Source organism: Roseiarcus fermentans (genome assembly GCF_003315135.1).
Classification (GTDB): Bacteria; Pseudomonadota; Alphaproteobacteria; order Rhizobiales; family Beijerinckiaceae; genus Roseiarcus; species Roseiarcus fermentans.
Genome location: NZ_QNRK01000017.1, coordinates 95193 through 116296, shown reverse-complemented (window position 1 = coordinate 116296; position 21104 = coordinate 95193). Strand labels below are relative to the sequence as shown.

Genomic DNA, 21104 nt, shown 5'->3' with positions numbered 1-21104 from the left:
TCCGCGCGCGCTCGATCGGCTCCGCTCGCATCGCCTTCCTCCCGAATCTGCGCCGCCCCCCCAACGCCGGAGCCGGCGCGCTCCGATCCGCCCTGCCGCCGGTCGGCGGAACGGCGGCGCGGTCCGGAAGGTTATGCCGGACCGGCGTCATCGTGAAGCCGGCGCGTGTCGGCGTCGCCGACTTTCGAGGCCGCGCCGACGGCGACCGATGAGGAAAGCCGCCACGATGGGCGAGGGTTTCGGCCGGATTGTGTTCGGCATTCCGCCCCGCGCCGGGGCCGGTCGGCGCGGCGTCGTTTTCCCTGCGGCGGCGCCGCGCGCGCCGCTTGCGCTGGCCAAAACAGTCCAGTAAGTTGATCGTATTCAAAGAGGTCGACGTGATGTCTCACTGGTTCGCCGACAACTCCCTCTCGATCGGCCGCACGCCGCTCGTCCGCCTGAATCGCGTCACCGACGGCGCGCCGGCGACCGTGCTCGCCAAGATCGAGGGCCGCAATCCCGCCTATTCCGTGAAGTGCCGGATCGGCGCGGCGATGATCTGGGACGCCGAGCAGCGCGGCCTGCTCGGTCCCGGCAAGGAACTCGTCGAGCCGACCAGCGGCAACACCGGCATCGCGCTCGCCTTCGTCGCCGCCGCCCGCGGCGTTCCGATCACCCTCACCATGCCCGAGACCATGAGTCTCGAGCGGCGAAAACTGCTGGTCGCCTATGGCGCCGAACTCGTCCTGACCGAAGGGTCCAAGGGGATGGGCGGCGCGATCGCCAGGGCGGAGGCGATCGCCGCCTCCGATCCGGAACGCTACGTCCTCCTGCAGCAGTTCAAGAACCCGGCCAACCCGGCGATTCACGAGACGACCACCGGACCGGAAATCTGGGACGACACCGAAGGGGCGATCGACATTCTCGTGTCCGGCGTCGGCACCGGCGGCACCATCACCGGCGTCTCGCGTTACATCAAGGGGACGAAGGGCAAGGCGATCCAGTCGGTCGCGGTCGAGCCGGCGGCGAGCCCGGTCCTCACCCAGACGCGCGCCGGCGAGCCGGTGAAGCCCGGCCCGCACAAGATTCAGGGCATCGGCGCGGGCTTCGTGCCCGGCGTGCTCGACCTGTCGCTCGTCGACGCGGTCGAGCAGGTCACGAACGAAGAGGCGGTCGAATACGCCCGCAGGCTCGCCCGCGAGGAAGGCATTCTCTCGGGAATTTCCTGCGGCGCCGCCACGGCGGTCGCGGCGCGGCTCGCCAAACGCCCGGAGAACGCCGGCCGGACGATCGTCGTGATCCTGCCCGATTCCGGCGAGCGCTACCTCAGCACGGTTCTGTTCGACGGCCTGTTCGACGAAAAAGGCCTCGCCGTCTGACCGGCGGCGAGGCAAGATCCAGGTTGACGATCGAGGCGCGGGTATCGTCCCGACGCGAGGGATCGGCAGAGGGTGGGTGCAGTCTTTGAGTTTTCTTCATCTTATCAATCCTTTGTACTCGCTTTCGGGGTTCGTCGTCGGCGCTTTGGTCGGTTTCACCGGGGTCGGCGGCGGCTCGCTGATGACGCCGCTGCTGGTGCTCCTGTTCGGTATCCATCCGGCGACCGCCGTCGGGACAGACCTGCTCTACGCCGGCATCACCAAGATCTGCGGCTCGGCCGTGCACGGCCGCAACAACGCGATCGACTGGCCGGTGGTGCGACGCCTGGCGTCGGGCAGCGTGCCGGCGGCGGCGTTGGCGCTGCTGACGCTGTCGCATTTCGGCATGGACTCCCGGGGAACCAACGCCGCGATCACGACGACGCTCGGCTTCGCGCTGCTCCTGACCGCTGTGACGCTGATTTTCCGCCAGCGCCTGCTCAAGGGGGCGGCGGCGTTCCTCGACCGGCGCACGGAGCGGGAGATCGCGACGCTGACGGTCGCGCTCGGCGCCGTCCTCGGCGTGCTGGTGTCGATCTCCTCGGTCGGGGCGGGCGCGATCGGCGTGACCGTGCTGCTGATGCTCTATCCGCGCATGCCGACGGTGCGCATCGTCGGCAGCGACATCGCCCATGCGGTGCCGCTGACCCTGGTCGCCGGCGCCGGGCACTGGCTGATCGGCTCGATCGACTGGGCGCTGCTGGTCTCGCTGCTCGTCGGTTCGCTTCCCGGCATCGCGCTCGGCAGCCATTTCGCCAACCGCGTGCCCGATCGCGTTCTGCGGCCGCTGATGGCGGGAACGCTGGCGCTGATCGGCGGCAGGCTGGTGCTCTGACGCGCGGGGCGCGATTCGCGGGCTCCCCACATGACGGCGCACCGCCCTCGCGAGCGTCTTGCGTGAAGCCATCCGCAGCCGCCGGGCGCCTCAGAACACGCGTCGGGCGAGAGGGAGCCGCAGGATCACCCAGTTCGTGAAGGCGAAGGACGCGACGGTCGCGCCGATGACGGTCATGAGCAGGCGGGCCCATTTCGGCCCCGGCGCATCCATCAGCGCCCAGAGGAAGAAGAGCACGATCGGGAAGTGGAAGACATAGACGGCGTAGACGTTCGCCGCGAGCATCCGCCAGGTCCGGCCCTTTCCCAGCGCCAGCTCGCGCAACAGCACCGGCAAGCCGACGCAGAGTCCGACACAAAGGAAGGACTCCCACACGCACACCCGCCAGTCCTGCGACGGGAGATCCGGAACGACGCCGGCGCCCACCGCGACATAGGCGGCGAGCGCCAGTCCCACCCCGAGGGCGAGCCAGACCAGCCCACGCGGCGTCGGAATGGTCTCGATCCAGCGCCGCGGCGCCGCCAGCGCGCCGATGACGAACAGGCTCGCGTATTGGGGAAGGTGGGCGGGCTCCATCTGGATGTAGCCGAGAAAGCCGATCCAGCGGTTTTGCGGGAACCAGATGCGAACTACGAACGTCGCCGCCGCGAGCGCGACCGCGTAAGCGGCGATCATGCGGTGCGAGGGCGGCTCGAGGAGGCGTTTTTCCCCACGATCGGCGAACGCCGCGCGAAGCCCGGCGTAAAGGGTCGCGTAGACGAGCAGGTGCTCGAGAAACCAGAGATGCCCGAGATTGTTCACGGGCCAGGCCATGCCGGCCGGCCAGTCGGCCGGCCTCTGCCCGAACCCGAAGAAGTCCCGCGTCAGGTAGGTCCAGTAATCGACGTGGAGCGCCGCGGGGCCGAACGTGATCTGGGCCCAGCCCGGCAGCGGGGCCAGCACGATCCAGCCGAACAGCAGCGGCCGGCCCAGCCGTCTCCAGCGGTCTCGCAAAAAGGCGCTCCCGCCTTTGCTGGCGAAGGCTTCGGGTGTGAAATAGCCTGCGAGGAAGAAGAAAAGACCCATGAAAAAGGCCGCGTTCACCCACAGAAACACCCAGGCGCGCGGGATCGGCGGACCGGGCAGCGGCATTTCCGGCGGATGCGTCACGACATACGGTTCGACCGAATGGTGGGCGATCACGAGCAAGATCAGAATGACCCGCAACGCGTCGACATAATCCAGTCGTTCGCCCAGGCGAACCGCTTCGGGCTCCGGTTTCACAGGCGCTCCCCCTCGGGTCGCCGACGCCCGCCGTCCTCGCGCGAGGGCGGACCCGGGCGGGCCGCTCCGCACCCGGAGACCACGAACCGGCGGCGTTATTCGGTCGCCGTCCCTCCGGCGCCTGCGCGGGCTTGGTAAACCCGCGCCTGGATCGGCGTCAAGGATGGCGATCGGCCCGGGACCACGGCGGTTTGCTCGCAACGGGCGCGCTTGGGATGGAAACGGGACGGAGACCCGAACGCCTTCTCTCCGGGCGCCGCCGGTCCGGCGTCCCGCCTGCTCGTTCCGCTCGACGAAACCAATTCCGGATCATTGCGGGCGTCGCGAGGCCGGCTCGCCGCGGAGGGCCGCGACGAATCCCGCTGTCCGCGCGATCAACGCCCCGCGCCGGTCGACGCCAGAAAGGCGCGCCAGCCGCCGAAGCTGGAAATGTCCGTGGCGCCAAAAACCCCCTCGGGCTCGACCAGGAATCCCTTGACGCTCGACCCGCCCGCGAGCCGAACCGTGCCGATCCCCAGCGGCGCCGGAATTTTGGCGACGAAGGCGCCGAAACCCTGCGCGTCGAGCGCCCAGACCTCGGCCCGGATCGCGGCGCCCTCGCCGTCCGGGACCCGCAAGAGGCCCGGCTTCGGCGGCCGGGCGCCGGCGAGCGCGTAGAGCCGGTAGTCCGGCGTCGTCTCGGCCTCGCCCACGAAGGCGGCGCCGAGGTCGACGAGCTCGCGGTTGAGCGGCAGCCCGGCGAGATGCGCGCCGACCACGGCGAGCGCGATCCGGCCCGGCGGGGTCGCGGAAGGGGTTGTCGGCGCAGGCGTCCCGGCCGTCGGCGCGGGAAAGCCGGTCGCGCCCATCGGCGCGCCCGAGTTCGCCTGGATCGCCGCGGCGAGGCCGGCCACGAGTCCGTCGGCCCCGGCCGGCGCGATCAGCGTCACGCTCGACGGCAGTCCGTCGCCGCGGACGCCGGACGGCGTCGCGATCGCGCAGAGATCGAGCAGGTTGACGAAATTGGTGTAGGTTCCGAGCCGGGAATTGAGCAGCACCGGTTCGGCCAGAACCTCGGCGACGGTGTAGAGGCGCGGAATGGTGGGGACGAGCATGACGTCGAACGCCGACAACGCCTGCTCGGCCTTCCGCCGCAGCGCCCGCAGCCTGTAGAAGGCTTCGAACGTCGCCACCGCGTCGAATTGCTTCGCCCCCGCGATGATCGCCCGCGTCACCGGATGCAGCGCCTCGGGGTTGGTCTCGATCAGCGCCTTCACCGCCGCGTAGCGCTCCGCCACCCACGGCCCTTCGTAGAGCAGGCGGGCGACCTCGGCGAAGGGCGCGAGATCGAATTCGACGATGCGCCCGCCGAGCGCGTCCACGGCCGCGACATCGCGCGCAAAGGCCGCCTCCGCCTCGGCGTCGCCGAAAAACTCGAGATCCTCGGCGCGCGGGACGCCGAACTGGATTCCGCGGGGAAAGGCGGACAGTTCCGGCCGGGCGAAGCCGCGCGACCAGGCGTCCTCCTCGTCGTAGCCTGCGGCCGCCTGGAACACCGCGAAGGCGCTCGCGACGTCGAGCGCGAAGATCGAGATCGTGTCGAGCGTCCGGCAGGCGGGAACGACCCCGGTCGCCGACAGCGCGCCGAGCGAGGGCTTCAGGCCGACGATGCCGTTGAGGGCCGCCGGCGCCCGCCCCGAACCGGCCGTGTCGGTGCCGAGCGAGAAGGGGACGAGGCCCGCCCCGACCGCGGTCGCCGATCCCGAACTCGAGCCGCCGGGGATCAGGTCGCTGCGCAGCGCGTTGCGCGGGACGCCGTAGGGCGAGCGCACGCCGACGAGGCCGGTGGCGAACTGGTCGAGGTTGGTCTTGCCGATCGCGATCGCGCCGGCGCGCTCGAGCGCCTCGACGACGAAGGCCGACCGGGCGGGCGTATAGGCGAAGGCCGGACAGGCGGCCGTCGTCGGCATCCCGGCGACGTCGATGTTGTCCTTGACCGCGAACGGCACGCCGTAGAGCGGCCTGCCCTGCGGCCCCTGCTCCATGAGCCGCCGCGCCGCGGCGAGGGCGTCCGCCTCGGCCCGCAACGTGATGAACAACGCCGGATCGTCGTGGGCGGCGATGCGCCGGTAGACCTCTTCGACAGTGGCGGCGATCGGCTTGCCCGCGGCGTGGGCCGCGACGAGCGCGGCGATCGTTTCCGTCATGGCCCCAGGTTCCTCGTGCTGCGCCGATCCCGCGGGCCGGCGCTTATCGCATACAAGAGCCGGGCCAGAGTTCAAGATCGCCACGAAGGACACGAAGGTTCACCAAGGCTTCGTGTCTCTTCGTGTTCTTGGTGGTGAATTCGATCGGCGGCGGCTCCGCCGTTGCGCGGAACCGAAATCAGCTTCAAGCTTTGTCCGGCCGGAGGTCGTTCGCCCATGGAACCGAAAGCGCAGCCGGATCGGTTGAAGCCCTATCGCGAGAAGCGCGATTTTTCCCGCACCTCCGAACCCGAGCCCGCGGCCCCGGTCGAGGAGGGGCGCGGCTTCGTCGTCCAAAAGCACGCCGCCCGCCGCCTGCACTACGATCTGCGGCTCGAATTCGAGGGGACGCTTCTCAGCTGGGCGGTGCCGGAGGGGCCGAGCCTCGTCCCGGCCGTCAAGCGGCTCGCGGTCCGCACCGAGGACCATCCGCTCGCCTATCTCGACTACGAGGGCGTGATCCCCAAGGGCGAATACGGCGGCGGGACCATGATCGTCTGGGATCGCGGCGACTGGGCGCCCGTCGGCGACGTCCGCAAGGGACTCGCCAAAGGCCACCTCGAGTTCGAGCTTCACGGCCGCCGCCTCAACGGGCGCTGGCATCTCGTCCGCATCAAGCCGCGGCCGCGCGAGAAGACCGAGCCATGGCTGCTCATCAAGGCCAACGACGCCTTTGCCAGGACGCCGGAGGCCGACAGCCTTCTCGACGACGAGATAGCCTCGGTGCTGTCGGGCCGCAGCAACGCCGACCTCGCCGCGACCAACGCCATCCGGACGGATCACGCGCAACGCGCAGCCGCCGCCGCCGGACAGCCGGCCGCGCCGGCCGACCTTCGCGGCGTCGCGGGCGCGCGCAAGGCGCTTCTGCGCCCGTTCGTCGAGCCGATGCTCGCATCCGCCGCCGAACGGCCGCCCAAGGGCGACGCGTGGCGGCACGAGGTCAAGTTCGACGGCTACCGGATGCAGGCGCGCATCGACGGCGGCGACGTCCGCCTGCTCACCCGCAAGGGGCTGGACTGGACGAACCGCTTTCCGGCGATCGCCGAGGCGCTGCGTGAGCTCGCCCTCGGCTCGGCGATGCTCGACGGCGAGATTGTCGTTGAGGATTCCGCCGGCGTCTCGCGGTTCAGCGATCTGGTGGGAGACCTGAAGGCCGGCCGCGGCGACCGGTTCCGATATTATGTCTTCGACCTCCTCTACCTCGACGGCTGGGACCTCGCCGGCGCGGCCTGGGTCGAGCGCAAGCGGATCCTGACGGCAGCCTTCGCCGCGCGCCCGCACTCGGACCGGCTGGGCTTGAGTGAGGATTTCGCCATCGACGGCGAGACGTTCTTCCAGCAGGTCAGCCGGCTCGGCCTCGAAGGCATGATCTCGAAGCGCGCCGCCTCTCCCTACCGGAGCGGCCGGACCGGCGACTGGCTGAAGTCCAAGTGCATCCTCGCCCAGGAATTCGTCATCGTCGGCTTCACGCCGTCGACGACCTCGCGCCGCGCGATCGGGTCGCTGGCGCTCGGCTACTTTCGCGGCGACGATCTCGTCTACGCCGGCCGGGTCGGCACCGGGTTCACCGAGGAGGATGCGCGGGCGCTGTTCGCCGGCCTCGACGAGACCCGCGTCGACGCTTCGCCGCTGTCCCAAAAAGCCCCGCCCGACGCGGAGAAGGGCGTCCGCTGGGTCGAGCCGCGCCTCGTCGCCCGGGTCGACCACCAGGGCTGGACCGCCGACGGCCTCGTCTGGCACGCCGTCTTCAAGGGCTTGCGCGACGACAAGGACATTCGCGAGATCGTGCGCGAGGTCGACGCCGCGCCCGCCGCCCCCGCCGCCCCCGCCGCCCCCGCCGTCCCCGGCCTCACCCATCCCGAGCGGCTGCTGTGGCCCGACGCCGGCGTGACCAAGCAGGGCCTGGCGGATTACTACGCCGGCGTCGCCGAGCGGATCCTGCCCCATCTCGCCGGGCGCGCCCTGAGCCTCGTCCGCTGCCCGAGCGGTCTCGCCGCCGACTGCTTCTTCGCCAAGCAGCCCTGGGCGGGACTGAGCGACGCGGTCCAGCGTCTGCCCGTCGGAGGCGGGCACATCGGGCTCGTGGTCCACGATCTCGCCGGGCTTCACGCGCTCGCGCAGGCCGCCGTGCTCGAAATCCATCCCTGGGGCTCGCGGTTCGAGGATCTGGAGCGGCCCGACCGGCTGATCTTCGACCTCGACCCCGGCGAGGACGTGGCCTGGGCGACGGTGACCGACGCCGCGCGCGAGGTCCGCGACCGCCTGCGCTCGACGCTCGGGCTCGCGAGCTTCGTCAAGACGACCGGGGGCAAGGGGCTGCACGTGGTGGCGCCGATCACGCCGTCGCTCGCCTGGCCGGAAGCGACCGCGCTGTGCAAGGGGGTCGCCTCCGCCATGGCGGCCGACAGCCCGGATCGCTACCTCGACCGGATGGCGAAGGCGGCGCGCAAGGGCAAGATCTTCGTCGATTATCTCCGCAACGCGCGCGGCGCGACCGCGGTCGCCGCCTATTCGCCGCGCGCCCGCCCCGGCGCGCCGGTGTCGACGCCGCTCGCGTGGGAGGAGCTCTCCGACGCGGTGCGCGCCGATCACTATCGCCTCGGCGCCATCGAAGGGCGACTGGCTCACCTGCGACAGGATCCGTGGCAGGGGTTCTTCGAACTGCGCCAGACCGCCGACGCCGGCGAGGCCAGGGCGAGGGGCAAGGGCGCCGGGTCGGGCGGGAAAGCGAGGAAGGCCTGACCCGCCGCCGACGGGTTCACCCCGGCCGACCGTCGTTGGTGGCCGCCACCCGGCAGAGATGGGCGAGGCGCCGGATCTCGGTCGCGTCCGCCGGCGACGCCGCGCCGATCTGCTCGAGAAGGCCGGCAGCCGCCGTGAACCGTCCGCTCCGCATATGCAGGAGCGCGGCATTGTGGAGCGCGTCGGCGTAGGTCGGATCGATTGCGAAGGCGCGTTCGTAGCTCCCGAGCGCCTCGGCCTCCCGCCCGGTCTTCTCCTGAAGGACGCCGAGGTTGAACCAGGCGTCCGCCATGTCCGTCGCCCTCGCGATCGCGCGCCGGTAGGCGAACTCCGCCTCCCGCGCGAGGCCCAGTTCGTCGAGGACGTTGCCGAGATTGAAGGGGAGGATGGGATCGGTCGGGTCGAGGCGAACCGCGAGCTCGTACCACCGCCGCGCGGACGCGAGATCGCCCTCGCGTTCCGCCGCCTCGGCGAGGGCGAAGGCGCCGTCGGCGTCGAGGTCCGACCCTTCAAGCGGCAGGAGAAGCTGGCCGTCCATGTCGGCCAACGCGCCCTCGACGACCTGGAGGACGGCGCCCCACGGCGCTTCGGCGAGACGGACGCTCGACAGCCTTTCCCCGCGCCGCTCGAGTTCGAGCGCGGCGGCGACGATCCTCTGGAGCCTGGCGCCGGAAGACAGGAGCTGGCCGACCGCGCGCGCCGCGACGAGGTCGGCGTAGGCGTAGCGGCCGTCGACCGGCGCGACCACGTCGAACAGCGCGAGCGCGCCCAGTTGCGCGCGGCTGAGGCCGGCGTGGCGGATCATCTGATCCTCGGAATAGGGACCGCCCGGCGCCGGCGCCGCTTCGAGCCCCAGCCGGCGCCGGAACGCGCCCTCGGAGGCCAGGCGCGCCCCGGGCTTCAGGCGCAAGCCGAGCCGAAGCTCGCCATCGTCGCAGAGGACGCGGGCGGACGGGGCGTGGCAGACGACGATGGCGTCCGCCGCCGCGCTTGCGCGCGTCAGCGCCAGACCCGCCGCCGCCGTCAACGCCTCGAGTCGCCGCCGGGTGAGCCCCCGAAGCCGGCCGTATATGTAGACTCTTTCAGCTGATGAAGTCATAGTGTCGTAAAGATCGGCTTCGTTGTCAGGTTAACGCCTTAACCACAGCGTCGATTTGCGTGGAGTTCATCCGTCATGGCCCCCCGAGCGAGCTGGAAAGGCTACCTGAAGCTTTCTCTCGTGTCCTGCGCGGTCAACCTCTATCCGGCGTCGAGCTCGTCGTCGCGGGTGGCGTTCAACACCCTCAACCGCAAGACCGGCAACAAGGTGAAGCGGCAGTTCGTCGACGCGGTGACGGGCGACGTGGTCGAGAACGACGATCAGGCGAAGGGCTATCCGGTCGCCGCCGACACCTGGGTGCTGGTCGAGGACGACGAACTCGACAAGATCCAGATCGAGAGCAACCACACGGTCGAGATCGAAAAATTCGTGCCCCGCGCCGAGATCGACCCGAGATACCTCGACGCGCCCTATTACATCGCGCCCGGCGAGCGGGTGGCGGAAGAGGCGTTCTCGATCATTCGCGACGCGATGCGGGACGAGAAGGTGGTCGGGCTCGGCAGGGTCGTGATGGCCCGGCGCGAGCGCGTCATCCTGCTGGAGCCGCTCGGCAAGGGCCTGCTCGGCACCGTTCTGCGCTACGCGTCCGAAGTGCGCAGCGAGGACACCTACTTCGAGGACATTCCGGAGCTGAAGCTCCCCGAGGAGATGAAGGACCTCGCGCACGTCATCATCGAAAGGAAGGCGGGGCATTTCGACCCGGCCGAATTCAACGACCGCTACGAGGACGCCGTCGTCGAACTGATCCGCTCGAAGCAGGCGGGGCTGCCGGCGAGGCCGTCGGAGCAGCCGCGGCCGAGCAATGTCGTCAACATCATGGACGCCCTGCGCAAGAGCATCGCGGCGGTCGGCGCCGCCGAACCGGCGACGAAGGGCGAGACGAAGCCCGCGGACGCGCCTGCGGCGGCCGCTTCGAAGCCGAAGGCCGCGTCGAAGACGCGGGGCGAGGCGGCGCCGGCCAAGGCCGCGCCGAAGGCCGCCGCCGGGACGCGGTCGCGAAAGGCCAAGTGACCGAGAGGGCGCCGTCCGCGGCGGCTCGCCGACGCCGCTGAGCGACCAACCGCGCCTCCGCGAGCGGAGGCTTTCCGCTCAACATTAAGGCACGGCGCCCAGAAAACGGGGCGGCTGAACGGCGCGGCCTGCGAAAAAAACTGCGACAATCGGCCGCGCCTCGCGGCACGCTCCTTGCGACCGCCTGTCCCCGGGGAATGGCGCGGCATTCGCGTCGGAAACGAGCAAAGGACGCCAGGATGTCGGGACCGGAAATCTCTCGCCGCACGCTGATCAGGACGACCGCGCTGGGGCTCGCGGGCGCGACGCTGAACCTCGGCGCGCTGGGCCGGGCGTTCGCCGCCCAGGACCTGACGGTCGGCGTGGTCTACGTCGGCGCGCGCGACGATTTCGGCTGGAATCAGGCGCATGCGGTCGCGATCAAGGCGCTGAAGGAGGTGCCGGGCGTCAAGGTCGTCGAGGAAGAAAACGTGCCCGAGACCGACGCCGTCTCGAAGTCGATGGAATCGATGATCAACCTCGACGGGGCGGCCCTGATCCTCGCCACCTCGTTCGGTTACTACACGCCGTTCGTCGTCGACCTCGCCAAGAAATATCCCGACGTGCAGTTCCGCCACGCCGCCCCGTTGTGGAACAAGGACAAGGACCCGAAGAACGCCGGCTCCTACTTCGGCTATCTCAATCAGGCCCATTACGTGGACGGCGTCGCCGCGGGTCTTTGCACCAAGACCAACAAGATCGGCTTCGTCGCGGCGAAGCCCATCGCCAGCGTGCTGTCGAACATCAATTCGGTGCTGCTCGGCGCGCGCTCGACCAATCCCAAGGCGACCGTGCAGGTGATCTTCACCGGCGACTGGTCGATGCCGGTGCGCGAGGCCGAAGCCGCCAACGCCCTGGTCGACGCCGGCTGCGACGTCATCACCTGCCACGTCGACGGGCCCAAGGTGGTGATCGAGACGGCGGAGAAGCGCGGCGTGATGAGCTGCGGCCACAACGCCAGCCAGGCCCCGCTCGCGCCCAAGGGCTTCATCACCGGCGCCGAATACAAGTGGGAAACGATCTACAAGGGTTACGCCGCAGACATAGCAGCGGGAAAGACTCCGCCGAATTTTCTCGCCGGCGGCTACGAGGTCGACTTCGTCCGCAACACGCCGTTCGGCGCGGCGGCGACGCCGGAGGCGCAGAAGGCGGCCCTCGCCGCGATCGAGGGGCTGAAGGCCGGCAAGCCGATCTACGTCGGTCCGCTCAAGGACAACAAGGGCAAGGTCGTGATCGACAAGACCTACGGCAACCTCGATCCGTTCCTCGACAAGATGGACTACCTGCTCGAAGGCGTGAGCGGGTCGACCACCTGACGCCGGCGAGACGGAGCAAAGTCCCATGTCGGACGCGCCAGCGACCGCAAAGTCCGCCTCGGACCTGACCCAGCCGGTCGGGCCGGAGGCGGCGCGTTCCGATTGGGCGCTGCGACTGCGCGTCAATTCGGAATATGTCGCCATCCCCCTGCTCGCGATTGCGATCGCCGCGGCGCTGTTTGCGCTGTTCCTGCTCGCGATCGGCAAGTCGCCGGTCGATTTCGTGTCCTATATCTGGCGCGGCGGCTTCGGCACCGCCTTCTCGTTCCAGAACACGCTGCAGCGCTCGGCGCCGCTGATCCTGACCGCGCTCGCCGTCGCCATCCCCGCCCGCATCGGGCTGATCATGATCGGCGGCGAGGGCGCGCTGGTGCTCGGCGGCTTCGCCGCCGCCGTGCTCGCCATCCCCATGATCGGCGTCCTGCCGCCGCTCGTCGCGCTGCCGCTGATGGCGGCGATGGCGATGATCGTCGGCGGCTTCTGGGTCGGCGTCGCCGGATTCCTGCGCTACGCCCGCGGGGTGAACGAGACGATCTCGTCGCTGCTGCTGACCTACATCGGCATCGCCATCATGAACTTCTTCGTCGAAGGGGCGCTGCGCGATCTCTCCAATCCCAACAAGCCGTCCACCAGGCCGCTCGGCGACGCCTACATGGTGGGCAAGATCCCCGGGACCGACGTCCATTGGGGCTTCGCTTTCGGCATCCTTCTGTGCATCCTCCTCTACCTCCTGCTCGAGCGCACGACCTTCGGCTTCGCCGCCCGGGTCACCGGCGGAAACTACCGGGCCGCGCTGGCGCAGGGCCTGCCGGTCGGCAAGCTGATCGTCGCCTGCTCGTGCATCGCCGGCGCCTGCGCCGGGCTCGCCGGCTTCTTCGAGGTCGCGGCGATCCAGGGGCGCGCCAACGCTTCGCTGGCGGCGGGCTACGGCTTCACCGGCATTCTGGTGTCCTTCCTCGCCCGCCACAATCCGCTGGTCATTCCGCCGGTCGCGATCCTGTTCGGCGGCATCGTCGCCGCCGGCGGCCTGATCCAGCGGCGCATGGGGCTCCCCGACGCGACGGTTCAGGTGCTCGAAGGCCTGATTTTCGTCGTGCTGCTGACGTCCGAGACTCTTTACGGCCGCTTCTCGATCTTCAAGCCGCCGGCTGCGAGGGATCGCCCATGAGCGACGCCATCCTTACGGTTCTCATCGCCATGCTGGGCGGCGCCATCCGCGTCTCGACGCCCTTCATGTTCGTCGCGCTCGGCGAATGTCTGACCGAAAAGTCGGGGCGGGTGAATCTCGGCCTCGAGGGCACGCTGGTGATGGGCGCCATGGTCGCCTACGCCGCTTCCTATCACACCGGCTCGCCCTGGCTCGGCGTGCTCGCGGCCGGCGTCGCGGGCTCGGCGCTCGGCGCGATGCACGGCTCGATCTGCGGCCTGCCCAAGGTCAACGACGTCGCGGTCGGCATCGCCATGATGCTGTTCGGCGTCGGCCTCGCCTTCTTCTTCGGCAAGCCGTACATCCAGCCGACGGCGCCGCGGCTCGATTCGATCCCGCTCGGATTCTGGAGCGACAACGTGAACCTCAAGAGCGCGCTGCAGGTCAATCCGCTGTTCTTCGTCGGCATCGTCGTCGCGCTGGTTCTCGCCTGGGCCTTGCGCAACACGCGCTGGGGGCTCGTCGTGCGCACCGTCGGCGACAGCGCGCCCGCCGCCCGCGCCATGGGCATCTCGGTCAACCTCGTGCGCTTGCTGACGACGACGGTCGGCGGCTTCCTGGCCGGCGTCGGCGGCGCGTTCCTTTCGCTCTCCTATCCCGGCTCCTGGAACCAGGGCCTGTCGTCGGGCCAGGGCCTGATGGCGGTCGCGCTGGTCATCTTCGCTCGCTGGAGCCCGGTGCGCTGCGTCTACGCCGCGCTGCTGTTCGGCGCCGCCGGCGCGATCGGGCCGTCGCTGCAATCGATCGGCGTCACCCAGGGCTACTACTTCTTCAACGCCGCGCCCTACATTTTGACGCTCATCATCATGATCGCGACCTCGAGCGCCACGCACTCGGCGCGCGACATGCCGGGCGAACTGTCGATGGCGAAGTGAGCCTGGAAAATTAGGGGAGCGTTCTCTTTGCCGACCCTCGCCGCCAATCCCTACCCGTGGCCCTGGAACGGCGACTGGCGCCCCGCCAACACGGCCGTCATCGTCATCGACATGCAGACCGATTTCTGCGGCGAGGGCGGCTATGTCGACGCCATGGGCTACGACCTGGCGCTCACCCGGGCGCCGATCGGCCCCATCAAGGCGCTGCTCGCGGCGCTGCGCGCCAAGGGCTACACCGTCATCCACACCCGCGAAGGCCACCGGCCCGACCTCGCCGACCTTCCGCCCAACAAGCGCTGGCGCTCGCAGCGGATCGGCGCGGGCATCGGCGACCCGGGCCCCTGCGGAAAGATCCTGATCCGCGGCGAGCCCGGCTGGGAGATCATCGAGGAGCTGAAGCCGCTGCCCGGCGAGCCGATCATCGACAAGCCCGGCAAGGGCTCGTTCTGCGCCACCGACCTCGAGCTGATCCTGCGCACGCGCGGCATCGACAATCTGGTGCTGACCGGCATCACCACCGACGTCTGCGTCCACACCACGATGCGCGAAGCCAACGACCGTGGCTTCGAATGCCTCATCCTCGAAGATTGCTGCGGCGCGACCGACCCCGGCAACCACGCCGCCGCGCTCAAGATGGTGACGATGCAGGGCGGCGTGTTCGGCGCGGTCGCCAATTCGAAGGCCTTCATCGAGGCGCTGCCATGAGTCATCCCGCGCGTGGGCCGTCGCTCGAAACCGTCGGCATGAGCAAGCACTTCGGCGCCCTCAAGGCGCTGCAGGACGTGTCGGTGTCCGTTCCGGCGGGCTCGTTCCATGCCCTGCTCGGCGAGAACGGCGCCGGCAAGTCGACGCTGGTCAAGTGCATCATGGGCTTCTACACGCCCGACAGAGGCAAGCTCCTGATCGACGGCGCGGAGGTCGCGGTGCGCAATCCGCGCGACGCGCAGGCGCTCGGCGTCGGCATGGTGTACCAGCACTTCACCCTGGTTCCGGCTTTGACCGCGGCGGAAAACCTCGTCGTCAGCCGCGCCGACGCGCCGGCCTTCATCGACTGGCGCAAGGAGCGCAAGGCGCTGGAGGCCTTCCTCGAGCGCATGCCGTTCCGCGTGCCGCTCGATCGGCCGGTCTCCGGCCTCGCGGCGGGCGAGAAGCAGAAGCTCGAAATCCTGAAGCTGCTCTATCTCGACCAGCGTTTCCTGATTCTCGACGAGCCGACCTCGGTGCTGACGCCGGGCGAGGCGGACGAGATTCTCGGCCTCCTGCGCGAGATGGCGCATCGCGGCGAGATCACGGTCGCGATGATCAGCCACAAGTTTCGCGAGGTCGAGGCGTTCTGCGACGACTTCACCGTGCTGCGGCGCGGCCAGCGGGTCGGCGGCGGCAAGGTCGGCGCGGTCTCGACGCGCGAGATGGCGGCGATGATGATCGGCGACGCCGTCGTCCGTCCGTCCGCGGCGCGAGCCAAGGCGCCGAAGAACGGGGTCACGCTCGAGGTCGCGGGCCTGTTCGCCGCCAACGACGAGGGACGCGACTCGGTCAACGGCTTCGACATCAAGGTCAAGGCCGGCGAAATCGTCGGCATCGCGGGCGTGTCGGGCAACGGCCAGAGCGAGCTGGTCGAGGCGCTTTCCGGCCAGCGGCCGATCAAGCTCGGCCAGGTGCTGATCCACGACCAGAATTTCGAGCCGACGCGCGACCATTTCGACCGCTTCAAGGTGTTCGGTCTGCCCGAGGAGCCGCTGAAGAACGCCTCGGTCCCCAACATGTCGGTCGCCGAGAACATGGCCTTCCGCAAGTTCGACAAGGTTCCGATGGCGCGGCTCGGCTTCTGGATGTCGCGCGAACCGATCCGCGCCGAGGCGCGCGAGTTGATCGCCCGCTACAACGTCAAGACGCCCTCGACCGAGACGCCGATCCGCGACCTCTCCGGCGGCAACGTGCAGCGCGCGATCCTGGCGCGCGAACTGTCCGGCGACGTCGACGTGCTGATCGTCGCCAATCCCTGCTTCGGCCTCGACTTCGCCTCCGTCGCCGACATCCGCGCCCAGATCATGGAGCAGCGCAACCGCGGCGCGGCCGTGCTGCTCGTCTCCGAGGACCTCGACGAGATTCTCGAACTGTCCGACCGCATCGCCGTCATGTCGGGCGGCAAGGTCGCCTACCTCACCGACGCGGCCGGGGCGGACCGGACCACGATCGGCCGCCACATGGCCGGACATTGAGCGCGATGATCGAAGTTCCGGCTCAACCCTTCGCCTACCGCTTCGATCCGGCGCGCACGGCGCTCGTGGTGATCGACATGCAGCGCGACTTTCTCGAGCCCGGCGGGTTCGGCGAGACGCTCGGCAACGATCTCGCGCCGGTGGTCGAGATCGTGCCCACAGTCGCGGCGCTGATCGCGACCTTCCGCGACAAGGGCTGGCCGATCCTGCACACCCGCGAGAGCCACGCGCCGGACCTGTCCGATTGCCCGCCGGCCAAGCTCGCCCGCGGTTTGCCGTCGCTGCGCATCGGCGACATGGGGCCGATGGGGCGCATTCTGGTGCGCGGCGAGCCGGGCGCGGCGATCGTCGAGGCCTGCGCGCCCGCGCCCGGCGAGTTCGTCGTCGACAAGCCCGGCAAGGGCATGTTCTACGCGACCGCCGTCGGCGACATCCTGCGCGAGCGCGGCGTCACCCACCTCGTGTTCGCCGGCGTCACCACCGAGGTTTGCGTGCAGACCTCGATGCGCGAGGCCAACGATCGCGGCTACGAATGCCTGCTGATCGAGGATGCGACGGCGAGCTACTTTCCGGCCTTCAAGGCCGCGACTCTCGAGATGATCCGCGCACAAGGCGCCATCGTAGGATGGACGACGCCGCTCGCGGCTTTTCGGAGTGCGATCGCATGATGGCCCCTCCCTTTGACCCCGGCGCGCTGGCGGACGCCGCTGCGCCGCTCCTCGGAATCCCGCTGACCGCGGAATCGCGGGCGCAGGCGATCGTTCATCTGTCGATCGCGGCGCAGCAGGCCGAACTGCTGCTGTCCGCCGGGATCGGCGACGAAGACGAACCCGCGCCGGTGTACCGGCCATGACGCCGCTCCTCGACGGGTCGGCCCAGGGCATCGCGGCGGCGGTCGAGGGCGGCTTCGCGAGCGCGGTCGAAGTGACCGAAGCCGCGCTCGGGCGCATCGAGGCGCGCGACGACGCCTACGGCGCCTTCACCGACATCGTCGCACGGCGCGCGCTCGCCAAAGCGGCGGCGATCGACGCGGCGCGCGCCCGCGGCGAGCGGGTCGGACCGCTCGCCGGCGCGCCGTTCGCGGTCAAGAACCTGTTCGACGTGAAGGGCCTGGCGACCCGCGCCGGCTCGAAGATCAATCGCGACCTGCCCCCGGCGGCGGCCGACGCGACGCTCGTCGCCAAGCTGGAAGCCGCCGGCGCCGTTCTCGTCGGCGCGCTCAACATGGGCGAATACGCCTATGACTTCACCGGCGAGAACGCCCACGACGGACCGTCGCGCAATCCGCACGACCTCGCGCACATGGCGGGGGGGTCGTCGGGCGGCTCCGGCGCCGCGGTCGCCGGCGGCCTCGTGCCGATCGCGCTCGGGTCCGACACCAACGGCTCGATCCGGGTTCCGAGTTCGTTCTGCGGGACGTTCGGCCTCAAGCCGACCTACGGCCGCCTGTCGCGGGCGCGCACGTTCCCGTTCGTCGCCAGCCTCGACCATCTCGGGCCGTTCGCGCGCTCCGTCACCGACCTCGCCCTCGCCTACGACGCGATGCTCGGCCGCGACAGCGACGATCCGGCGCAGGCCGACGTCGCGCCGATGCCGTCCGCGCTCACCCTGCACGACGGGATCGGCGACCTCAGGATCGCCAAACTCGGCGGCTGGTTCGCCCGCTCCGGCGATCCCTGCGCGTTCGAGGCGGTCGATCGGGTCGCGGCGGCGCTCAACGCGACGCGAACGGTCGAACTCGCCGGCGCCGCGAAGGCGCGCGCCGCGGCCTACCTCATCACCATGGCCGAGGGCGCGGCGCTGCATCTCGGGCGCCTGCGGACGCGGGCGCAAGACTTCGACCCGGACGTCCGCGACCGGCTGATCGCGGGCGCGATGTTGCCGGGCGCCTGGGTGGCGCAGGCGCAGAAATTCCGCCGGATCTTTCACACGCAGGCGCTCGACCTGTTCAGGGACGTCGACATTCTGCTCGCGCCCGCGACGCCGGTGCGCGCCCCGAAGCTCGGCCAGAGGACGTTCACGCTCGACGGCGAGGAACTCCTGCTGCGGCCGAACATCGGCCTGTTCACCCAGCCGATCTCGTTCATCGGCCTGCCGGTGGTCGCCGTTCCGGTCTGGACGGCGGGCGAGCGGTTGCCGATCGGGGTGCAGGTGATCGCGCCGCCGTGGCGCGAGGATCTGGCGTTGCGCGTGGCCAGGGCGCTCGAGCGCGACGGCGTCGTCTCGGCCCCCGTGGCGCATGTCCCGTGAGGCCTCGGGCATGACCGGCGAGGACTCGCGCTGGGCGCAGCGCAACCCGATCAAGACCGCGGCGCGCAACCGCGTCTGGGAACGGCTGGTCGCCGCCGGGGTCAATGTCGGGCCGACCTTCGACCGCATCCCGAACTTCGTCGGCGCCGATGCGGCCGCCAAGCGCCTCGCCGACCTCGACGCCTGGAAGCGGGCGCGCGTCGTCAAGTGCAACCCCGATCCGCCGCAGATCCCGGTGCGGCTCCGGGCGCTCTACGACGGCAAGCTCCTGTTCGCGCCCGTGCCTTATCTCAGCGAACGCTTCCCCTATCTGCGCATCGACCCGGAAAAACTCGCCGCCGATCACGTCGACTTCGAGACCGCCGCGACCGCGCAGGGCTTCATGGCCTACGGCGAGCCGGTGCGCTTCGAGGACATGCCGAAGCTCGATCTCTGCGTCGTCGGCTGCGTCGGCGTCACCCGGCGGGGCGGGCGGGTCGGCAAGGGCGCGGGCTTCGCCGACCTCGAGCAGGGAATTTTCCGCGAACTCGGCCTCGTCGACGACTCGACGCCGATCGCCACCACCGTCCATTCGTCGCAGGTGATCGACGAGTCCGAGGTGGTGATGGAGGGCCATGATTCCGCGCTGACAATCATCGCGACCGAGCTGGAGCTGATCGAGACCCACACGCCTTTCCGCCAGCCGGCGGGCGTCGCCTGGGACAGGGTGAGGCCCGACCAGTTTTCCGACATTCCCTTCCTGGCCGATCTGCGCGCTTCGCTCGAACGGAAACGGGGCCCATGACCCTCGACGATCCGGAGGCCCGCGCCGAGGTCGCGGCGGCGTTCGCAGATTACGAGCGGGCGCTGACCGCCAACGACGTCGCCGCCCTCGACGCCTTCTTCCTGGCCAGCGAAGCCGCGATTCGCTACGGCGCGGCCGAAAACCTCTACGGCTACGAGGCGATCAGGGCCTTTCGCGCCGCCCGATCGCCGGCCGGACTCGGCCGCCGACTGGAGAAGACCCGGATCGTGACCTATGGCCGCGACTTCGCCGTCGCCGCGACGCTGTTCCGGCGCGACGGCGCGCCCGGAAAAGTCGGGCGGCAGATGCAGACCTGGGCGCGCTTTCCCGAGGGCTGGAAAATCGTCGCGGCGCACGTCAGCGTGATCGACGAACCGGCATGAGCGCCCGGCTCGAAGGCGTCACGCTGCTGCCGACCGACGGCGCGCCGGCCGGGCCGGCCGTCGACATCGTCATCGCGGACGGCCGGATCGCGGCGATCGAACCGGCGGCGGGCGCGCCGGTTCGGCGGCGTCTCGCTCTGCCGGCGCTGGTCAACGCCCACGACCATTGCCGCGCGTTGTCACCGACCTCGTTCGGCGCGGCGGCGAAGCCGCTGGAGACCTGGCTGATGCGGCTGGCGGCGATGCCGCCGGCCGACCCCTATCGCGCAGCGCTCGCCGCCTTCGGGCGCGCCGCGCGCGGCGGCGCGGGCTCCGTCATGGCGCATTACACCCGCTTCCACGGACCCGGTCTCCCCGAACCCATGTCGCCGGTCGACGAGGCTCGGGAGATCGCGCGCGCCGCACGCGACGTCGGCGTCCGCGTCACCCTCGCCGTCTTCATGCGCGACCGCAACCCGCTGGTCTACGGCGACGAGTCCGCGCTGCTCGCGGCGCTGCCGGACGCGGCCCGCGCGGCCGTCGCCGCCGCCTTCCTCACCCCGATGCCGGGCGGCGAGGCGCAGATCGCCCGGGTCGAAGCGATCGCGGCGGCGGTCGAGAGCCCGACCTTCTCGGTGCAATTCGGTCCCAGCGGGCCGCAATGGTGCTCGGACGGGCTGATCGCTGCGATCGCCGACCGGTCGCGCGCCACTGGCCGGCGCGTGCATATGCATTGCCTCGAAACGCGCTATCAGCGCGCCTTCGCCGACGCCGCCTATCCGGAAGGCGTGGTCGCGCGGCTGAAGACGCTGGGCCTGCTGTCGCCGCGCCTGACGCTCGCCCATTGCGTCTACGCGCGCGACGCCGATCTCGACCTGATCGCCGCCTCCGGCGCGGTAATCGCCACCAATCCGAGCTCCAATTTGCATCTGTCGAGCGGCATCGCGCCGATCGGCGCGGCGCTCCGGCGCGGCTGCCGCGTCGCGCTCGGGGTCGACGCCTCGGCCCTCGACGAGGACGACGACATTGTGCGCGAACTGCGGCTCGGCCAGTTCCTGCACGGCGGCTGGGGTTTCGAGACGGTGGTCGAGCGCGGCGACTGGCTCGCGGGCGTGGTTCGCGACGGGCGCTTCGCCAACGGCGCGCCGGGCGACGGCCGGCTCGCGGTCGGCGCGCCCGCCGACATCCTCGTCCTCGACCTCGACCGGCTCGATCGCGACGCCGTGATGGCGGTCGAGCCGATCGACCTCGTCTTCGCCCGCGCCACCGCCGCCCATATCGACCGGCTGATCGTCGCCGGCCGCGAGGTTTGGCGCGACGGGCGACTGACCGGCGCCGATCTCGACGGAGCGGAAGCAGCGCTGCGGCAGGCCTATCGCGACACGATCGCGACCCGCGCCGGCTTTCTCGCCGCCTGGCGCGATCTCGAACCCGCGGCGATCGCGCATTACCGCGATCTCTGCGGCTGCTGTTGATT

Annotated in this window: 18 protein-coding genes; 15 read left to right on the top strand and 3 right to left on the bottom strand. The window is 70.3% G+C overall.

The annotated features are described in order from the left end of the window. The first annotated feature begins 380 nt into the window (after positions 1 to 380). Positions 381 to 1358: a cysteine synthase A gene (cysK, locus tag DFR50_RS16180; RefSeq protein WP_113890345.1), complete on the top strand. Its 978-nt coding sequence runs from the start codon at positions 381 to 383 to the stop codon at positions 1356 to 1358. Between the two features lie 76 nt (positions 1359 to 1434). Continuing rightward, positions 1435 to 2232 carry a sulfite exporter TauE/SafE family protein gene (locus tag DFR50_RS16175; RefSeq protein WP_210208928.1) on the top strand — a complete coding sequence of 266 codons (798 nt, stop codon included), beginning with the start codon at positions 1435 to 1437 and terminating at the stop codon, positions 2230 to 2232. Positions 2233 to 2322: 90 nt separating this feature from the next. Here the strand turns inward: DFR50_RS16175 and DFR50_RS16170 are convergent, their stop codons facing one another. Both DFR50_RS16170 and atzF read right to left on the bottom strand, forming a co-directional pair. Next, the gene (locus DFR50_RS16170; RefSeq protein WP_170153240.1) at positions 2323 to 3495 is read right to left on the bottom strand and encodes an acyltransferase family protein; all 1173 of its coding nucleotides are present in this window, start codon (positions 3493 to 3495) and stop codon (positions 2323 to 2325) included. A 374-nt stretch (positions 3496 to 3869) separates the two neighbouring features. Further along, a complete protein-coding gene (atzF, locus tag DFR50_RS16165; protein ID WP_113890305.1) occupies positions 3870 to 5681 on the bottom strand; it encodes an allophanate hydrolase in 1812 nt (603 codons plus the stop codon). Between the two features lie 216 nt (positions 5682 to 5897). On the opposite strand from atzF, the gene ligD reads away from it, so the two are divergent. Beyond that, positions 5898 to 8462 (top strand): DNA ligase D, encoded by a 2565-nt coding sequence (gene ligD / locus DFR50_RS16160; protein ID WP_113890304.1) that lies wholly within the window; start codon positions 5898 to 5900, stop codon positions 8460 to 8462. Positions 8463 to 8478: 16 nt separating this feature from the next. Here ligD and DFR50_RS16155 read toward each other — a convergent pair whose 3' ends face one another. Next, positions 8479 to 9561 (bottom strand): tetratricopeptide repeat protein, encoded by a 1083-nt coding sequence (locus DFR50_RS16155; RefSeq protein WP_147262784.1) that lies wholly within the window; start codon positions 9559 to 9561, stop codon positions 8479 to 8481. Between the two features lie 75 nt (positions 9562 to 9636). Here DFR50_RS16155 and ku point away from each other — a divergent pair, with 75 nt between their 5' ends. From ku to DFR50_RS16095, 12 genes are all read left to right on the top strand, one after another. Continuing rightward, positions 9637 to 10572, top strand: a complete 936-nt coding sequence (gene ku / locus DFR50_RS16150; RefSeq protein ID WP_113890302.1) for a non-homologous end joining protein Ku — start codon at positions 9637 to 9639, stop codon at positions 10570 to 10572. Between the two features lie 239 nt (positions 10573 to 10811). Continuing rightward, positions 10812 to 11927, top strand: coding sequence for a BMP family ABC transporter substrate-binding protein (locus DFR50_RS16145; protein WP_113890301.1), 1116 nt, complete (start codon positions 10812 to 10814; stop codon positions 11925 to 11927). A 25-nt stretch (positions 11928 to 11952) separates the two neighbouring features. Continuing rightward, the gene (locus tag DFR50_RS16140; RefSeq protein WP_113890300.1) at positions 11953 to 13095 is read left to right on the top strand and encodes an ABC transporter permease; all 1143 of its coding nucleotides are present in this window, start codon (positions 11953 to 11955) and stop codon (positions 13093 to 13095) included. Then, positions 13092 to 14009, top strand: a complete 918-nt coding sequence (locus tag DFR50_RS16135) for an ABC transporter permease (RefSeq protein ID WP_113890299.1) — start codon at positions 13092 to 13094, stop codon at positions 14007 to 14009. The genes DFR50_RS16140 and DFR50_RS16135 overlap by 4 nt, the downstream gene beginning before the upstream one ends. 27 nt (positions 14010 to 14036) lie before the next feature. Then, positions 14037 to 14714 (top strand): biuret amidohydrolase, encoded by a 678-nt coding sequence (gene biuH, locus DFR50_RS16130; protein WP_113890298.1) that lies wholly within the window; start codon positions 14037 to 14039, stop codon positions 14712 to 14714. After that, complete coding sequence (locus DFR50_RS16125; protein ID WP_210208927.1) at positions 14711 to 16231, top strand: ABC transporter ATP-binding protein; 1521 nt, start codon at positions 14711 to 14713, stop codon at positions 16229 to 16231. The genes biuH and DFR50_RS16125 overlap by 4 nt, the downstream gene beginning before the upstream one ends. 5 nt (positions 16232 to 16236) lie before the next feature. Further along, positions 16237 to 16899 (top strand): cysteine hydrolase family protein, encoded by a 663-nt coding sequence (locus DFR50_RS16120; protein WP_113890297.1) that lies wholly within the window; start codon positions 16237 to 16239, stop codon positions 16897 to 16899. Continuing rightward, a complete protein-coding gene (locus tag DFR50_RS16115) occupies positions 16896 to 17084 on the top strand; it encodes an AtzG-like protein (RefSeq protein ID WP_170153238.1) in 189 nt (62 codons plus the stop codon). Before DFR50_RS16120 ends, DFR50_RS16115 begins: the two co-directional genes overlap by 4 nt. After that, a complete protein-coding gene (locus DFR50_RS16110; RefSeq protein ID WP_113890295.1) occupies positions 17081 to 18481 on the top strand; it encodes an AtzE family amidohydrolase in 1401 nt (466 codons plus the stop codon). The genes DFR50_RS16115 and DFR50_RS16110 overlap by 4 nt, the downstream gene beginning before the upstream one ends. Positions 18482 to 18491: 10 nt before the next feature. Then, positions 18492 to 19265: a 5-formyltetrahydrofolate cyclo-ligase gene (locus DFR50_RS16105; RefSeq protein WP_113890294.1), complete on the top strand. Its 774-nt coding sequence runs from the start codon at positions 18492 to 18494 to the stop codon at positions 19263 to 19265. Beyond that, a complete protein-coding gene (hpxZ, locus tag DFR50_RS16100; protein WP_113890293.1) occupies positions 19262 to 19648 on the top strand; it encodes an oxalurate catabolism protein HpxZ in 387 nt (128 codons plus the stop codon). Before DFR50_RS16105 ends, hpxZ begins: the two co-directional genes overlap by 4 nt. After that, positions 19645 to 21102, top strand: a complete 1458-nt coding sequence (locus DFR50_RS16095; RefSeq protein WP_113890292.1) for an amidohydrolase family protein — start codon at positions 19645 to 19647, stop codon at positions 21100 to 21102. Before hpxZ ends, DFR50_RS16095 begins: the two co-directional genes overlap by 4 nt. Positions 21103 to 21104 lie beyond the last annotated feature (2 nt).

Coding starts and splice junctions, on each gene's coding strand:
- DFR50_RS16115 (WP_170153238.1), top strand. CDS start 16,896: ATGATGGCCCCTCCCTTTGACCCCGGCGCGCTGGCGGACGCCGCTGCG.
- DFR50_RS16110 (WP_113890295.1), top strand. CDS start 17,081: ATGACGCCGCTCCTCGACGGGTCGGCCCAGGGCATCGCGGCGGCGGTC.
- DFR50_RS16125 (WP_210208927.1), top strand. CDS start 14,711: ATGAGTCATCCCGCGCGTGGGCCGTCGCTCGAAACCGTCGGCATGAGC.
- atzF (WP_113890305.1), bottom strand. CDS start 5,681: ATGACGGAAACGATCGCCGCGCTCGTCGCGGCCCACGCCGCGGGCAAG.
- cysK (WP_113890345.1), top strand. CDS start 381: ATGTCTCACTGGTTCGCCGACAACTCCCTCTCGATCGGCCGCACGCCG.
- DFR50_RS16120 (WP_113890297.1), top strand. CDS start 16,237: ATGATCGAAGTTCCGGCTCAACCCTTCGCCTACCGCTTCGATCCGGCG.
- DFR50_RS16105 (WP_113890294.1), top strand. CDS start 18,492: ATGACCGGCGAGGACTCGCGCTGGGCGCAGCGCAACCCGATCAAGACC.
- ligD (WP_113890304.1), top strand. CDS start 5,898: ATGGAACCGAAAGCGCAGCCGGATCGGTTGAAGCCCTATCGCGAGAAG.
- DFR50_RS16135 (WP_113890299.1), top strand. CDS start 13,092: ATGAGCGACGCCATCCTTACGGTTCTCATCGCCATGCTGGGCGGCGCC.
- DFR50_RS16095 (WP_113890292.1), top strand. CDS start 19,645: ATGAGCGCCCGGCTCGAAGGCGTCACGCTGCTGCCGACCGACGGCGCG.
- ku (WP_113890302.1), top strand. CDS start 9,637: ATGGCCCCCCGAGCGAGCTGGAAAGGCTACCTGAAGCTTTCTCTCGTG.
- DFR50_RS16155 (WP_147262784.1), bottom strand. CDS start 9,561: ATGACTTCATCAGCTGAAAGAGTCTACATATACGGCCGGCTTCGGGGG.
- hpxZ (WP_113890293.1), top strand. CDS start 19,262: ATGACCCTCGACGATCCGGAGGCCCGCGCCGAGGTCGCGGCGGCGTTC.
- DFR50_RS16145 (WP_113890301.1), top strand. CDS start 10,812: ATGTCGGGACCGGAAATCTCTCGCCGCACGCTGATCAGGACGACCGCG.
- DFR50_RS16140 (WP_113890300.1), top strand. CDS start 11,953: ATGTCGGACGCGCCAGCGACCGCAAAGTCCGCCTCGGACCTGACCCAG.